General features: G+C 69.0%; 13 protein-coding genes. 6 read left to right on the top strand and 7 right to left on the bottom strand.

The window, feature by feature from the left end; all coding sequences use genetic code 11:
• Positions 1 to 69: 69 nt before the first annotated feature.
• Together AC1DX8_RS05805 and AC1DX8_RS05800 are read right to left on the bottom strand one after the other, a co-directional pair.
• Positions 70 to 1,440 carry an HNH endonuclease signature motif containing protein gene (locus AC1DX8_RS05805; RefSeq protein ID WP_477628968.1) on the bottom strand — a complete coding sequence of 457 codons (1,371 nt, stop codon included), beginning with the start codon at positions 1,438 to 1,440 and terminating at the stop codon, positions 70 to 72.
• A 304-nt stretch (positions 1,441 to 1,744) separates the two neighbouring features.
• On the bottom strand, positions 1,745 to 2,386 hold the full coding sequence (locus AC1DX8_RS05800; RefSeq protein ID WP_477628967.1) for a hypothetical protein: 642 nt from the start codon (positions 2,384 to 2,386) through the stop codon (positions 1,745 to 1,747).
• Positions 2,387 to 2,561: 175 nt separating this feature from the next.
• Here AC1DX8_RS05800 and AC1DX8_RS05795 point away from each other — a divergent pair, with 175 nt between their 5' ends.
• On the top strand, positions 2,562 to 3,710 hold the full coding sequence (locus AC1DX8_RS05795; protein ID WP_477628966.1) for a sensor histidine kinase: 1,149 nt from the start codon (positions 2,562 to 2,564) through the stop codon (positions 3,708 to 3,710).
• A complete protein-coding gene (locus AC1DX8_RS05790) occupies positions 3,707 to 4,435 on the top strand; it encodes a response regulator (protein ID WP_477628965.1) in 729 nt (242 codons plus the stop codon). Before AC1DX8_RS05795 ends, AC1DX8_RS05790 begins: the two co-directional genes overlap by 4 nt.
• A 126-nt stretch (positions 4,436 to 4,561) precedes the next feature.
• Here AC1DX8_RS05790 and AC1DX8_RS05785 read toward each other — a convergent pair whose 3' ends face one another.
• A complete protein-coding gene (locus AC1DX8_RS05785) occupies positions 4,562 to 5,572 on the bottom strand; it encodes an aldo/keto reductase family protein (protein WP_477628964.1) in 1,011 nt (336 codons plus the stop codon).
• 240 nt (positions 5,573 to 5,812) lie between these two features.
• Here AC1DX8_RS05785 and AC1DX8_RS05780 point away from each other — a divergent pair, with 240 nt between their 5' ends.
• Both AC1DX8_RS05780 and AC1DX8_RS05775 read left to right on the top strand, forming a co-directional pair.
• Positions 5,813 to 6,397, top strand: coding sequence for a hypothetical protein (locus tag AC1DX8_RS05780; RefSeq protein ID WP_477628963.1), 585 nt, complete (start codon positions 5,813 to 5,815; stop codon positions 6,395 to 6,397).
• An 80-nt stretch (positions 6,398 to 6,477) separates the two neighbouring features.
• The gene (locus AC1DX8_RS05775) at positions 6,478 to 7,368 is read left to right on the top strand and encodes a S1C family serine protease (protein WP_477628962.1); all 891 of its coding nucleotides are present in this window, start codon (positions 6,478 to 6,480) and stop codon (positions 7,366 to 7,368) included.
• Positions 7,369 to 7,393: 25 nt separating this feature from the next.
• Here the strand turns inward: AC1DX8_RS05775 and AC1DX8_RS05770 are convergent, their stop codons facing one another.
• From AC1DX8_RS05770 to AC1DX8_RS05760, 3 genes are all read right to left on the bottom strand, one after another.
• Entirely contained in the window at positions 7,394 to 9,538 is a 2,145-nt protein-coding gene (locus AC1DX8_RS05770) for an MMPL family transporter (RefSeq protein WP_477628961.1), read from the bottom strand.
• A gap of 156 nt (positions 9,539 to 9,694) precedes the next feature.
• On the bottom strand, positions 9,695 to 10,531 hold the full coding sequence (locus AC1DX8_RS05765) for a hypothetical protein (RefSeq protein WP_477628960.1): 837 nt from the start codon (positions 10,529 to 10,531) through the stop codon (positions 9,695 to 9,697).
• Positions 10,528 to 11,139, bottom strand: coding sequence for a hypothetical protein (locus AC1DX8_RS05760; protein ID WP_477628959.1), 612 nt, complete (start codon positions 11,137 to 11,139; stop codon positions 10,528 to 10,530). Before AC1DX8_RS05760 ends, AC1DX8_RS05765 begins: the two co-directional genes overlap by 4 nt.
• A gap of 104 nt (positions 11,140 to 11,243) precedes the next feature.
• On the opposite strand from AC1DX8_RS05760, the gene AC1DX8_RS05755 reads away from it, so the two are divergent.
• The gene (locus tag AC1DX8_RS05755) at positions 11,244 to 11,984 is read left to right on the top strand and encodes a DUF5995 family protein (protein WP_477628958.1); all 741 of its coding nucleotides are present in this window, start codon (positions 11,244 to 11,246) and stop codon (positions 11,982 to 11,984) included.
• A gap of 138 nt (positions 11,985 to 12,122) precedes the next feature.
• On the opposite strand, the gene AC1DX8_RS05750 is transcribed toward AC1DX8_RS05755, so the two are convergent.
• Positions 12,123 to 12,803 (bottom strand): Ltp family lipoprotein, encoded by a 681-nt coding sequence (locus AC1DX8_RS05750; RefSeq protein WP_477628957.1) that lies wholly within the window; start codon positions 12,801 to 12,803, stop codon positions 12,123 to 12,125.
• 416 nt (positions 12,804 to 13,219) lie between these two features.
• On the opposite strand from AC1DX8_RS05750, the gene AC1DX8_RS05745 reads away from it, so the two are divergent.
• Positions 13,220 to 15,487: an FG-GAP-like repeat-containing protein gene (locus AC1DX8_RS05745; RefSeq protein WP_477628956.1), complete on the top strand. Its 2,268-nt coding sequence runs from the start codon at positions 13,220 to 13,222 to the stop codon at positions 15,485 to 15,487.
• Positions 15,488 to 15,573 lie beyond the last annotated feature (86 nt).

Below are 15,573 nucleotides of genomic sequence, written 5' to 3'. Positions count from 1 at the left end.
CCGTCCGGCGTCTCCCTCCCCCTGCACATGCTTCGCACCCCGCCGGCTCGGGCGGGGTGTGGAGCGGGGTCATGGTCGCGGCGGTGGGACAGCCGGATCGGCAGCAGGCGGCGGGCTGGTGCGCCACCGCTCCAGCTGGAGGTCGTAGGACCCCGGGGTGAGGTCCCACTTCACGAAGGGGCCTCCGGGGCCGTCGACCACTTCGCCGGCGTAGCGGTTGGAGTGCACGACGGTGTGGTGGCGCTGACACAAGAGCGCGCCGTGGTCGGTGTCGGTGGGGCCACCATCGGCCCAGTGAAGGAGGTGGTGCGCGTCGCACCAGGTCGCGGGTTTGGTGCAGCCGGGGAACGTGCAGTGCCCATCTCGTAGCCACAGGTGGCGGATCTGGGCACGGTTGAACAGGCGCTCGGCCCTGCCCTGCTCGAGGACCTCCCCGTGGGTGCCGAGCACAGCGGGGATCACCTGCGCATCACAGGCCATCCGGCGCACGGTCTCGATCGGCAGCGGCTCGCCACCCAGGGTCAGCCCCGCGCCCCGGGACAGCCGCTGGAGCTCGTCGAGCTTGATGGTGACCACAAGGCTGGTCTTCGCCTGACGGGGCACACCATCCGGAGCACTCACGGCCCTGCGCACCAAGTCGATCAGCGCGTCCGCCCGACGGGCCGCGGGAGTGCGGGGGTCGTAGTCGCCGGTCTCCGGATCACGCTGAGGCTTCGCCAGCGCGTCGACAGCACTGTCCACGATCGCGGCGCCCTCGTCGTCGAGCAGGAGCGTGTAGCGCCACATCCCCACCGGACCCTTCCCCTTGACCAACGACCGGTGCGCGCGACGAACCTCCGCCTCGTGCTCCACGAGTCGGTCGGGTCGCAGCAGGTCGGCCGTGCGCCGGATCGCGATCGCCAGCGTCTTCTCGGGCATGCCGTTGTGACCGCGCGCGCCCCAGAGGAGCTCGGCCGTCACATCAGCCAGCTGCTCCGGCTCGGCCATGGCCCGGACCCCTCGGTGGAACCGGGCCAGCATCGCCCCCTTGGCCACGCTCAGGGCCTCCGTGGCGGTCGGATCTGCTCCTGAGGCAACGGCTTCCCGCACCTCCGCGAGGCGAGGCTCTTCAGCTGTCTGGGCCACGGTGTCGAGGTCGACCAGCAGGCGGGCGCTCAAGCCGGGCGCCTGCATCCGAGCCCAGTCCTGCGGGCCCCAGCCCTCTCCCACGCCAAGTCCTCGCGACCTGCCTTCACCCACCACGGCAGCCAGCTGCGCCTCCACGCTTGCGTGGAGCTGGCCCAGGGTCGTCAGAGCCTCCTCGACCTCGGCATCGGACAAGGCCCACAGCCGCTCGGGCATCGCGTCGGCCAACGCTCCGCGGGCCGCCCGCGCGGCGCCGAGCACCGGTCGGTCGGAGCCGACCGGGCCGGGTGTCGTGCCGTCGAGAGCGAATGCCATGGAACCAACCTAGGGGAGACCACTGACAGCGGTTCGCTCTCCATCCACGCCGAATCGCGTTGCCCTGCAAGCACTTTGGCACAATGCCCAATTCGTGTGACACCAGTGAACCAATGGTGCGACACGGTGCAGATACGGCGCCGTATCTGCACCGTCATCCACAGGCACCGCCCCCTAACCCGCCCCCGACCCGCCCCCCGACCCGGGACCGCGACCCCCAGCCGACGACCCCCAGCCGACGACCCACGAACGTGAGGGGTATGCCGCGTGGTGACCACGCGGCATACCCCTCCCCCCGGGCGGGTCAGGCGGCGGACGTGCTCAGGACGACGTCGGCCCCCTCGGTGCGACGGCCGCCCCGCGCCACCAGCCGACCCCCGAAGACCAGCGCCCAGACCAGGTACACCGGGATCGTGAAGTAGAACGGCAGCAGGATCCCGCAGAGCCCGGCGATGACCGAGAAGACGGACAACCATCGCGGGAGTGCGGCGCGAGCTGCCAGGACGATCGCCAGCACCCCGACGAAGAACCCCGGCCCGCACAACGCCAGCAGGTTGCCGATCTCGCTGATCGTGTAGACGACCGGGTGCGGCACTCCCTGTCGGACGCCTTCGCCTCCTTCGGCCAGGGCCACGACGAGACCTCCTCCGACGAAGGCGCCGACCACGCTGATCGCGGCGCCGGCCACGGAAAGGCCCCACGCCGTTTCCCCCACGGCGCCTCCCAGCCGACGGAGCCCGTGGCCGAACGCGAGCAGCCCGAGAGCTGCGAGCGCGCCGAGGTACCAGAAGGCAAGCGACCTGGCGTAGTGGCTCGGGTCGACATAGCCCGCAACGATGTCCGGCTCGAAGTCGCCCCCCGGACCCCCCGCCCCTGCGAACCCGACAGTGGTGCCAACCGCATAGACCAGGAGCCCGATGCCGGCGCTGCGTGGAATGGTGTTCATGCTTCCTCCCCGGTGATGGTGTCGCACCGTGGTGGTGTCGACCTCCACGACGGTAGGAACCGGACCCACCCGAGGTCGTCCTGCCCGGGCACGAAATCGCGAGGTCCCGCAGGATGATCTGCGCATCCTCCGCAAGGAGGACGTGCGACCGATCGCGCGGGCGTACCTTCGGTGCGTGACGCGCAGGAACGTGGCGTTCGACATCACGGTCGGGGTGGTGGTCGGCGTCCTGGGGCAGCTCGAGGCGTGGTGGGGATTCACTTCGACCCACCGCCAGGGACCGTTGTGGGCGCAAGCCGTGTTGTATGCCGTCACGGCAGTCCTGCTCGTGGGTCGCCGCGTGAACCCCCTGGCCTGTCAGGCAGCGATCCTCGTGGCCTCCACCGTCGAGTTCGCGGCGGTCGGTGCGCCCGAGGGAAACGGCGTGATGCTGCCCATGCTGGTCGCCACGTACACCGTGGGCCGACGGCTGCCGCCGCGCCGAGCCTGGTGGGGACTCGTGCTCGCGGCAGGGTTCTGGCTCTCGTGGTCGAGCTTGGACCCCACCGGCCAGCACGGCACCACGATCGAGCGCCTGCTCACCCTCATCTGGCTGGCCCCTTCAGTGATCGCCTGGCTGCTCGGCCTCGTGGTCCGGCTCACCGTCCAGAACGCCGAGCAGCGGCGGGTGAACCGTCGGGCGCTGGCCTCACAGGCGGTGGCCGAGGAGCGCAACCGCATCGCGCGGGAGCTGCACGACGTCATCGGCCACAGCGTCAGCGTCATGACGGTGCAGGCCTCGGCGGTGCGGCGGCGGCTCACACCCGACCAGGCAGCCGAGCGGCAGGCGCTGGAGACCGTCGAGGCGGTCGGTCGCGAGGCCCTGGCCGAGATGCGTCGCATGGTGGGGGTGCTGCGCCAGTCAGGTGACGAGACCCAGCTGGAGCCACCGCCCGGCCTCGACCAGCTGGACCGCCTCGCCGACAAGTTCCGCACCGCCGGGCTGCCGGTGGAGCTCCAGGTCAACGGCGCGGTGCAAGCGCTCGCGCCAGGGCTGGATCTGACTGCTTATCGCCTGGTGCAGGAGGGCCTGACGAACACGCTCCGACACGCCCGGAACCCGCGCAGCGCGGCGGTGGTCATCGACTACGGCGCCGAGCGGATCCAGCTCGCGGTTCGTGATGACGGGCAGCCTCCCGTAGGCGCCACCCACTCCCCCGAGCCGGGAAGCGGACTGCTCGGGATGCGGGAACGCGTTGCGGTGTATGGCGGTTCGCTGGTCGCCCAGGTCAGGCCGGAGGGCGGCTTCGAGCTCGTCGCCACGCTGCCGCTGGTGTCGGCATGAGCTCGGAGGCGGCCGAGGCGGAGGCATCGGCCGGCCGGCAGGAGACTGACACCATCGGCGTGCTCATCGTCGACGACCAGGCCCTGGTGCGAGCCGGGTTCCGGATGATCCTCGAGATCGAGCCCGACCTCCGCGTCGTCGGCGAGGCCTCCGATGGCGAGCAGGCGGTGGCCCAGGTGGCAGCCCTCCAGCCGGACGTGGTGCTCATGGACGTGCGGATGCCCGGACTCGACGGCATCGCCGCAACCAAGCGACTCCTGGCAGCGGGGACCAGGGCGCGCGTGGTCATGCTCACGACGTTCGACATGGACGCCTACGTGTACGAGGCCCTGCGGGTGGGCGCCAGCGGGTTCCTGCTCAAGGACGTGCAGCCGGAGCTGCTGGTCGCCGGGATCAGGGCGGTGCACGCGGGCGAGTCCCTGCTGGCGCCGACGGTCACCCGGCGCATGATCGAGTCCTACCTCGCACAACCCCGCGTGGTGGACGCAGCAGCGCGCGACCGGGTGGCCACCCTCACCCCTCGAGAGCTCGAGACGCTCGCGCTGCTCGCCCGCGGGCTCACCAACGCCGAGCTGGCCGAGCGGCTGTTCGTCTCCGAGACCACGGTCAAGACCCACGTCGGCCGGGTCCTCATGAAGCTCGGCCTCCGCGACCGGGTGCAGGCCGTCATCTACGCCTACGAGACCGGGTTGGTGACCAGCGCCGGCCCGCCGGAACCGCAGTAGCCCTGCCGATCACCAGCCTCGCCCATCAGCAGCCCCTGCCGGGCACCCCGCCGGGCGCCTCACTGGAGGTATGCCGCGTGGTGACCACGCGGCATACCTCCAGGCGGTGGGGCGGACCGTCTCCGCTCAGGCGACGCGCTTCTGCGGCGACGTCTCCTTGGTCTTGCCCGGGTCGCGCTCGACGATGTCGCCGAGGACGTCGTCGATCTTCGCCATCAGCGCGGGCTCGAGCTTCACGCCGGCGGCCTTGACGTTCTCGTGCACCTGCTCGGGGCGCGAGGCGCCGACGAGCGCAGCAGCGACGTTGTCGTTCTGGAGCACCCACGCGACGGCGAGCTGCGCCATGGACAGGCCAACCTCGTCAGCGACCGGCTTGAGGCCCTGCACCCGGGTGAGCACGTCGTCGTTCATGAAGCGGCTGATCATGTCGGCGCCGCCCTTCTCGTCGGCGGCGCGCGAACCCTCCGGCGGCTTCTGGCCGGGCTGGTACTTGCCCGTCAGCACACCCTGCGCGATCGGGCTCCAGACGATCTGGCTGACGCCGAGCTCGCGCGACGTGGGCACGACCTCGTCCTCGATGACGCGCCACAGCATGGAGTACTGCGGCTGGCTCGAGATGAGCTGGATGTTGAGCTCCTTGGCCAGCGCCACGCCATCGCGGATCTGCTCGGCCGTCCACTCGCTGACGCCGATGTAGAGCGCCTTGCCCTGGCGGACGATGTCGGCGAAGGCCGTCATCGTCTCCTCGAGCGGCGTCTCGGTGTCGTAGCGGTGCGCCTGGTAGAGGTCGACGTAGTCGGTCTGGAGCCGCTTCAGCGAGCCGTTGATCGACTCCATGATGTGCTTGCGCGACAGGCCGGTGTCGTTCTTCCCGCCGGGCCCGGTCGGCCAGTACACCTTGGTGAAGATCTCGAGGCTCTCGCGCCGCTCCCCCTTGAGGGCCTCGCCGAGCACGGTCTCCGCCTTGGTGTTGGCGTAGACGTCGGCGGTGTCGAAGGTGCTGATGCCCGCGTCGAGCGCCGCTGCCACGCACTGCGCGGCGACGTCGTTCTCCACCTGCGAGCCGTGGGTGAGCCAGTTGCCGTAGGTGATCTCGGAGATCTTGAGTCCGCTGTTGCCCAGGTATCGGTATTCCATGCTTCAACCGTATGTCGCCCGCCTGACACTCGCCGCGCGGGGGCCTGATGGGCGACCACATAGGTCTCACGGGTGGAGCGTGCGCATCACGTCGAGTAGCTCGGGAACTTTCCCTCGCGCAATGATGCAGCATCCCTGTGGAGAAGCAATCTCTCCCTCGCTGCCGCGCCAGGCTCCGACCTTCGGCTGAAGGTGACCAAATCGCCCACATTGTCCACGGCATCCGTTGCATCATGCAGCGTGGAGTCTTCGCCCCTTGAGCCGTTCTACGAGACGCGACCGGAGCCGCGATCGCAGGGGCCTAAACGCCGCCGGATCCCGATCTGGCCGATCGTCGCGGTTGTTGCCATTCTCAGCTGTGCGGGCTTGGGTAGCGGCCTGGCCTACGCGAATAATTCAGCAGACCAGTGGCACGCCCGAGCGTCCCAGAATGAAGCGGCACGAGCCAGAACTCAGGATGAATTGGACGACAGTCGGGCCCAAGCGGAGAAGCTCCAAACAGATCTGACCAAGACTCAGGGTTCGCTGACAGCGGTCACGAAGGATTACAACGACGCCACGGCCCGGATCCGCGCGCTGGCAAATGAGAAGGCTCAAGTCGGCGACACCCTTGCCCAAGTGCAACAGATCACCGCTCTATCTCAGCAAGTTTCCTCGAAACTCGACACGTGTATCAACAACCTGCGGACCCTGCAAGGCTACGTCGTGCGATTGGACTCCTACGACATCAACGAAGTAATCGCGTACGCGACCGCGGTAAACCGCTCATGCGACGAGGCGCAAAGTTTGAATGCCACCTTGTCCGACGTCATTAGCCAACTGTGATGCAACGGCCCCTCCTGGCTCTGGTCGCGGCATCTCTGGCCCTCACGGCCTGCGGATTGACCGCCCCACCAACGGAACCAATGACTGTCACCGTCGCACCGGAAGGAATGRCCCCCTCGTCTCGAGCGACAGGGAATGATGCGGCCACTGTGGGGTCATCCGGCTTTAGCGAGTGGGAGCGTGCAGCCCTCCGAGTCCGGAACGTCGAGTGCATCGGGGTGTCGAGTGGCAGCGGCTTCGCAATTGCGCCTCGCTTCTTCGTCACCAACAGGCACGTCGTTCAGGACTCGTTGGCTATCCAAGTTAGTGGGTATGACGGGCGGGACCTCGATGTAAAGGCAGTGGGGGCGACGCTCATCGCCGACCTAGCTGTCGTCGAGACAGAGCAGGATCTGCCCCACACGTTGAGTCTGAGCGCCCAGGATCCGCCAGTGGGTGCTCACATCACAGTCGTCGGATACCCGGAAGGAGGGGAACTCAAGAGCACCGAAGGTCATGTGCTCTCATACATCGCAGACCCGATGAATTCCTCTAATGAGCTGATGATGGAGAACGACGCACCCATCCAGCCAGGAAGTTCTGGTTCAGCTGTGATCAACGATCGGGGCGAAGTCGTGGGGATTGCCTACGCGGGGTCGGCGACCAAGCGGTATGCCGTCCCGGTTTCACTCTTGAACAGGATCCTTGCAAATCCGAACCGCGCAAACTACAACCCCGCATGCGGCGCAACGCTGCCGGACGACGGCCAATACACCCCCTGCAGCGCCACGGTCAGTGTCGGGTCGCATACCAGTTGTCCCTTTGCGCTGGCGGTCGAGAGTGCGTGGATAGCAAACGGCCGGCAGGACGGGGTGGTAGTTGCGCGTAGCCCTGTCACTAGGAAGATGTACGAGATGAGGTGTCAAGCGGGCACTCATCTGGCGACTTGCTACGGCGGAGATAGCGCCACGGTCGTGATATCGCTTCGCTGAGGCAGCTATGCACGCCGCTGGCAGATTAGTGGGCGGGCTCGAGCTGCGCGTCCTGGGTCGACTCGGGGGTGGGTGCCGCCGTGTCGAGGTCGCGGTCACGCTTGGAGAGCGCGCTCGGCCACCACATGCGGCCGCGGACGTCGAGGTTGAGCGCGGTCACCAGCACCGAGCGCACGATCAACGTGTCGAGGAGGACGCCCAGGGCGACAGCGATCCCGATCTCGGCGAAGGTGACCACGGGCAGCGTCCCGAGCACCGCGAAGGTGCCGGCGAGGACGAGGCCGGCCGAGGTGATCACGCCACCGGTCGCCGCCAGGCCCACGAGCGCACCGCGACGGGTGCCGATCTCCTTGGCCTCCTCGTGGACACGCGTCATCAGGAAGATGTTGTAGTCGATCCCGAGCGCGACGAGGAACACGAAGACGAACAGCGGCAACGACGAGTCCGCACCGGCGAAGCCCAGCACCTGCCTGAAGATCAGCGCCGACAGGCCCATCGCCGCTCCGTAGGACAACACGACGGTCGCCACGAGGATCAGCGGAGCGGTGAGCGCCCGCAGCAGCAGGATCAGGATGAGCAGCACGACGCCGAGGATCAGCGGGATGATCCGCACGTTGTCGTCGGCGGAGGCCCGCAGAGTGTCGGCCCGCGTCGCGGTGTCGCCACCCGCGATGGCGTCGGCCCCAGGCACCGTGGCGATGTCGGCGCGGATGCGGTCGACGGTCGCGGTGGCCGCGTCGGAGTCGGGTGCGTCGGCGAGGGTGGTCATGATCAGCGACCGCCCGCCCTTGGTCACCGGGTCGGCGACCGTGGACACGCCTTCGACGGTCTGGAGCTTGGTCATGACCGCGGCGGCCTGGTCGGCGTTGGCGAGCACCATGACCGGTGAGCCGGTGCCGGCCGGGAAGTGCCGGGCCACGACCTGCTCCCCCACGATCGAGTCAGGGGTGCCGTAGTAGACGTCCTTGTTCTGGAGGCCGGTCGCGTTGAGCTGCAGGATGCCCAGTGACGCGATGGCGAGCAGCAGCGACGTGACGACCCAGGTGCGCCTGGGAGCGGCAGCGATCCGGCGTCCGATCCGCGCCCAGAACCCGTCGCGGGTGTGGTCGACCGAGCCGTAGGAGGGCCGCACCGGCCAGAAGATCCAGCGGCCGCAGACCACGAGGAGCGCGGGCAGCAGGGTCAGCATCACGAGCAGCCCGACGGCGACGCCGATGGCAGCGACCGGGCCGAGCCCCTTGGTCGAGTTCATCGTCGCGAAGAGCAGGCACAGCATGCCGGCGATGACCGTGGCACCGGAGGCGAGGATGGCGGGACCGGCACGGTGCAGCGCGAACGCCATCGCCTCGTGCCGGTCCTCATGGCGCCTCAGCTCCTCGCGGTATCTCGCGACCAGCAGTAGGGCGTAGTCGGTCCCCGCGCCGAAGACGATGACGGTGAGGATGCCCGAGCTCTGCGCGTTGACGGTGAGCGTGTCGCCCTTCGCCAGGAAGTAGATCACCGCCTGGGCGACGAAGAGCGCGGTGCCGGCCGAGATCACCGGGATCAGCCACAGCACCGGGCTCCGGTAGGTCAGCAGCAGGATGACGATGACGACGGCCATCGCCGAGTAGAGGAGCTTGCCGTCGATGCCGGAGAAGGCCTCGGACGAGTCTGCGGCGTAGCCCACCGGACCCGTGACGTGCATCGACAGACCGGCGGGCCGCTGGTCGGCGACCGCGCGGAGGTCCGTGACCGTGGCGCCCAGGGTGTCCCAGCCGCCCTCCCCTGCGTCGACAGGCACGATGACCTGCAGGGCCTTGCCGTCCTGCGAGGGGATCGGCCCGACCGTCTCGCTCTTCACGGGGTCGAGGGCGTTGAACTTCGCGACCTGGGCGGCGACGGCCTGCTGGTCCTGCGGCGTGATGCCGGCGGGCCGTTCGTAGACGATCACGGCCGGGAACTCGTTCTTGCTCTGGAACGCCTCGATCTGCTTGACCACCTGGGTGGACTGCGCATCGGCGGGGAGCCAGGCGACGGCCTCGTTGTTGAGGACGCCCTGCAGCTTGCCCGCCGGGCCGAATGCCGCGGCGAGGACCGCCAGCCAGAAGACGACCACGAACCACTTGGTCGCCTTGCTTGAGGGGAACCACGCGAGTGGCCCCACGTCCCCGATCCGTGTTTCAGCCATGGCAGTCGTCCCTCCGTCGCAGTTCAGCACCTCCTGCCCGGGCGCCATTCCCCTCAACCGTAAGCCGCGTTTGCGTTGACGGACAACGATTTTCGCGTGAGTTCGGTGGCGGTTCAGGGGTCGGTCAGGGGTGACCCTGAGGAGGGTTCGGGCAAATCAGGAGGTATGCCGCGGGGTCACCCGCGGCCGCACGTCCCGTGGCGACGCGAGCGTCGAGACGGCGGAGACGGCGAACAGCCCGATGAACCCCACGCCCATCACCCACGTCAGCGGACGGTCGGTGAAGAACTCGTGCCTCGCCCGCACGACGGCGATCGCGATGAGGGTGAACATGACGAGCTGCACGCGGCGCATCAGCCGCACCGTCTCCCACCGGTCGTCGGCCAGCACCCCGAGCCCGGCTGCGCCGAGGCAGAACGTCGCACCCACGACCCGCGCGGTCAGTGGGGTGAGTGGCCACGGCCAGACGGTGACGGCCCGGGTCGGCGCCAGGAACAGCGCCAGTCCCGTGACCACCGCCAGCGCCCCCATCCCGGCCACGGCAGCCCGCGCCCCACGCGCCAGGCGAGGCGCGTCGGGTGACTGCGGCGCGGCATACCGCTGGTTGGCGAGCCAGGCAGCCACGACGAGGAGGGGCGCGGTGAAGTAGAGCCCGGCCCACAACCAGAAGGCGAGCTTGCCGTGGGCGAACTTGTCCCAGTGGATGACGGTGGCGACGCCGAGGAGGGTGGCGAACAACGCGACCGACACGAAGCCCATCCGCACTGCGGCCCAGCGCTGCTCGACGAGGAGCACGCGGAGGAAGAAGTAGCAGCCGCCGAGGTAGGCGGACGCCAGCAGCATGGAGGTCATGTGGGCCTGGATCGTCCACGACCACAGGCGAGCGGTCTCGCCGGGGAAGCCGTAGAGGATCACGAAGGCCACGAGCAGGAACGGCGCGATGAAGGCCGAGAGGGCGCGGGTGGAGGTGAGCACCCGGTCGTCGCGGTTCATGCCGGGACCCGCGAGACGGCGTCGAGGAGGGCCGAGTAGGAGGCCACGAGGGCGCGTCGCTCGGCAGCGAGCCGAGGGTCGGCGAGGTCGCACCCGCCGTCGACCCACGCGTCGGAGAGGTCCATGGCTTCGGCGCGCCACCGAGCCGCGTCGTGCATCGACTCGCGGGGTGCGGAGTAGACGTAGGAGTAGAGGTCGACGAGGGCGCGCTCGAGCTCTGCCCTGGTGGCGGCGTCGTCGCGCTGGTGCGCCCGGTGCAGGCGCCACCACTCGACCTCCAGCACCGAGGCGCGCACCGGGTCGAACTCGAGGTCGGTGTGCGCCACGACGAGCTGGTAGAACCGGCGCATCGAGGCGCGTGCGGCGTCAGGATCGTTGGTGGGCAACGGCGCCCACGCCTGGTTGGCGCGCAGCACGTGCCACGCGCCGACGAACGTTCGAATTGGTCCCAGCCCGAAGCCCTGGTCGATCATCCCGACGAACGAACGCAGCGCCGGCCACCACTCGCGGCGGTAGTAGCTCGCCCACGCAGTTGTCTCGAGGCGTCCGAGCGCGACGGGGTCGAAGTCGCGCGGGCTGTGGCGGCCCAAGCCGTGTCGACGCACCACTGCGCACCCGCTTCCCGGCCGGTGGCGCCCGTCGCAGCGGCTGACAACCGCCGGTCCTGGGCCTGATACTAGAGCGCGCAGGCCCGGCCGGTCAGGGGGTTCAGATGCCCACACGCGACATCGCGACGGTGGTTGCTGCCATGGATGCCCGGCTTGGGCGGATGCCTCCCGAACGCACCGCGCAGCGCGTCTTCCTCGACACCTACCGACGCACGACGCTGGCCGTGGGCAAGGCGATCGACGACGCGGCGTTCGAGGATCCCGGGTGGGTCGAGCAGTGGGACGTGGTGTTCGCCGACCTCTACCTGGCGGCGCTGGAGCTCGACCTCGTCGGCAGCCACGAGGTGCCCCGACCGTGGCGGCTCGCGTTCGACGCGCCCGAGTCGTTGCCGGCGTTGCGCCACGTGCTGCTGGGCATCAACGCGCACATCAACTACGACCTGCCCCAGGCGCTGCTCGCGGTCATCAGCGACGCGGAGTTCGCGGATCCCGTGGTCCTGGCGCGGCGGCAACGTGACCACGAACGCATCGACGGCGTCCTATCCGCCCGCGTCGCCGCCGAGGACGACGAGCTGGGCGGGGCACGCTCGCTGCTCGACCGGGTGCTCCAACCGCTGAACCGGCTGAGCAGCAAGCGCTTCCTGCGCGAAGCGCGACAGAGGGTGTGGCACAACACCATCGAGCTCCAGCAGGCGCGCGTCGCCGGCCCCGAGGCGTATGCCGCGCGGCTGGCCGAGCTCGAAGTGCTCAGCGCCGCTCGGATCGCCGACCTGCTGGCGCCGGGTCAGRTGCTCCTGCGGCTGGCCGTGGCCGGGTTCRGCGTCACGCTCCCGCCCCCGGCCTGACGACCTGGACTGGGAAGCCGGAGCTGTCTGATTCACCAACGAGCGGGCGATGTCTCTCCCCTTGAGGGTGAAACACCGCCCGCTCGGCTGCCAAAGAGCCGGCGCCCCTGGCGGCAGAGGCCCTTTGAGGCCCCGACGTCAGAGAACGGCGTCGRCCGCCTGAGTCGCCTGGGCCTTGGTGAACTTGTCCCCAGCCGTCGATGAAAGCTGCTGGATTAGTGCAGAGCGCGACATGGGCATGATCTCCATGTAGTTCTTGGCGGCTTCGACTGCTTCGGCGTTCCAGTCCACCTTGACGTGGTTTGCGGCGTAGGTCGCATCGGCCTTCGAGTAGCCGTCACCAGCGGGGGATGACAGCTGCTGGATCAGGCCAGCCTTGGACATCCCCATCAGCGAAATGTAGTTCTCTGCCGCCCTCAGCGCGTTCCTCTGGCCAGAGGTCAGGGCTGGCGGCTTGGGCGCCGCCGGCTTGGGTGCCACCGGCTTCGGCGCCGCAGTCGTGGCCGGTGCTGCGACCTTGGCAGCCGGCGCTGCGGCACTCGAGCTGGAGCTGGCAGAAGTGGTCGGGCTGGTGGCCGACACCGGCTCCGTGCCATCGCCACCACTATTACCCGCCGCGATGGCGATAAAGAGCGCCACCAGGCCCGCGGGGATGAGGAAGCGCTTCTTGACGTACCAGGCGCGCTTCGCCTTGGGCGCTGTCGCTACGGGGGTGTCCGCAGCCTGTGATCCCGGAGCAAAGTGCTCCGTCCACTGCTGTCCGTCCCAGTACCGCTGCTGGCCATCCTTCTGCGGGTACCAACCCGCGGGCGTGCTCACGTCGTCATTCCTCCATGGTTGTGGGCCGGCAGTTTGCGGATGCGGCCACCTGAATGCCCGAATTGTGGGGGCTCGTGAAGAATCACCTAGATGGAGTCCCTGCGATAGTGGCCATTTGTCTGTCATTGCCATCGTTCGGACATTGACGACTCGGCCGAACGGACCCCCTCGCAAGGCCACAAACCTGCGGCTCCCGACTCAGGCCTCGGACGCCCTGACGTGAGAGGCGGGGGTGCACGACGGCAAGAGCCCTTGCTGGTGGCGCGCGGACACGGCGCGTCGCGGCGACACGCCGGGGCCGGATCGTCCGAACGGACATCTTTCCGGGAGGAAAGCGACACGACATGGTTGCGGATGCCACTCTTCACTGTCGTCACACCAGCCCCCTGCCTCCCACGATCCCCCCGGACGTAACCGTGCGCCTTCTGTCTGCCTCCCTCGCTGCCCTGGCCATCACCCCCGTCTTCGTGGCCCTCCCGACTGTCTCCTTCGCGTCCACCCACGCTCCGCATCCGGTCGTCCCGAGGGTGCAGTCCACCGCGATCCGCGGCGTGGACGCCGTGGCCAAGGGCCAGCTGCGCAACCGGCTCGTCCTGCGCGCCGGTCACTCCGTCAGCACCCTCACGCCGGTGCAGGAGCGGGCCCGCTTCACCGTCGCCGGCGTCTCGTGGGCGCGCACCGCGTCGATTCCATCGAGCGACGTCATCGTGCAGCTGCGGGTGCGTGAGGACTCCGGCTGGAGCGACTGGGAGACGCCCGGCGTGACCGACGAGGGTCCTCAGGGCGGGACCAACGAGTCCACCACGGCCCGCCTCGGCACGAACCCGCTCGTCACCGACGGCGCCACCGCGATCCAGGTGCGGGTCGACACGACCAACGGCCAGCCCCTCCCCGACGTGCAGGTCACGACGATCAACCCGGGCACGTCCTCCGCGGACGACGACCTGGTCGCCCACACGCCCGCCGCCTCAGCCTCTGCCGCGGCGCTGACGCCGACGATCATCACGCGCCAGCAGTGGGGCGCCGACGAGTCGCTGCGCGGTCCCACGACCTACAACACCACGGTCAAGGCGATCACGATCCACCACACCGCCAGCTCGAACGACTACACCGAGGCCACGGCCGCAGCCCAGATCCGCGGCATCTACGCCTACGACACCAAGGGCCTCGGCTGGTCTGACATCGCCTACAACTTCCTCGTCGACAAGTTCGGCCGGATCTACGAGGGCCGGGCCGGCTCGATCACCTTGCCGGTCCGAGGGGCCCACGCCATGGGCTTCAATACCAACACCATGGGCGTCGCGGCGCTGGGCAACTACCAGACCGCCACTCCCCCGGCCGTCATGGTCGACTCGCTCGCCAAGGTGGCGGGCTGGAAGCTCTCGCAGTACGGCGTCGACCCCACCGCCACGACCCAGCTGACCTCGGCCGGCGGGACGGGCACGAAGTTCGCGGCAGGCGTGGTCGCCACCCTCACGACCATCAACGCGCACCAGAACACGTCCTACACGCTGTGCCCCGGCCAGTACCTCTTCCCGATGATGGCGACGATCCGCAGCAAGGCCGCCCTCTACGCGAGGTACTCCTCGACCAGCGGCCCGGCGCCGATCACGACGGCGAACCTCTTCGCCGCCTACGGCACCCTCACCCTGGCCTCCGGTTCGACCGGCTATCCCGTGCGAGACCTCCAGATCGAGCTCAACCGACGTGGACTCGCTGCCGGGACGCCTGACGGCGCGTTCGGGGCGAGCACGGTCACGGCGGTGAAGGCCTTCCAGAAGGCCGCCTACCTCACGATCACCGGCAAGGTCACGGCCAACGACTGGCGCGCCTTGTCGCGGCTCAGCTACGTGCAGACCGCTCCCCCGCCGCCGCCCCCGGTGGTGACGCCCGTGTCGACCCGGCCGATCGTGGGCTTCAACGCCGACGGCATCGGTGACGTGCTCGGCCGCACCACCGCCGGCGACCTCTACTTCTACCCCGCCAAGGTCGGTGGCATCGGCACCCCAGTGCGGATCAGCGGCGGCTGGAACATCTACAGCCAGGTCATCTCCCCCGGCGACGTCACCGGCGACCGGATCTCCGACCTCATCGCCATCACCCCCACGGGCGTCACCTACCTCTTCAAGGGCAACGGCAAGGGCGGCCTTCAAGCCGGCAGCACCCTTTTGTCCAAGTACTGGTCGGGCTACACCGAGCTCCTCGCCCCTGGCGACTGGACCGGCGACGGCAAGGCAGACCTGATGGCGCGCAAGGCCAACGGCGAGCTCTGGATGGTCGCCGGCGACGGCAAGGGCTGGTTCCCCGGAGCCTGGCGCCGCATTGGCGTCGGCTGGCAGATGTTCAGCCAGGTCATCACCCCCGGTGACGTGACCGGCGACGGTCACGCCGACCTCATGGCCCGCACCCCCGAAGGCAAGCTTTACCTCTACCGCGGCACCGGCGTCACCACCCCGACGGCGAGCGGTATCTCGTCGGGCACCGTCCTGTCGGTGGGCTGGCAGGTCTTCAACACGGTGCTCTCGACCGGTGACCTCACCGGCGACGGGAAGGCCGACCTCATCGGCCGTACCCCGGCCAACGTCGACTACGTGTATGCCGGGACCGGCAAGGGCACCTTCGCGAAAGCCGTGAAGTTCATCGCCCCCTGGGGCGCCACGACGCGCATCACCGCAGTCCGCTGATCCAGCCAGGCGACGTATGCCGCGAAGGCGCGTTACGTCCACTGTCCAGCACGGCCTCGAGCCCAGCCATCCACCAATCATTCACG

This window comes from Pedococcus sp. P2_A3 (assembly GCF_056405035.1).
The sequence above is the reverse complement of the archived record's forward strand: the minus strand, read 5'-3'. Positions and strand labels throughout refer to the sequence as shown.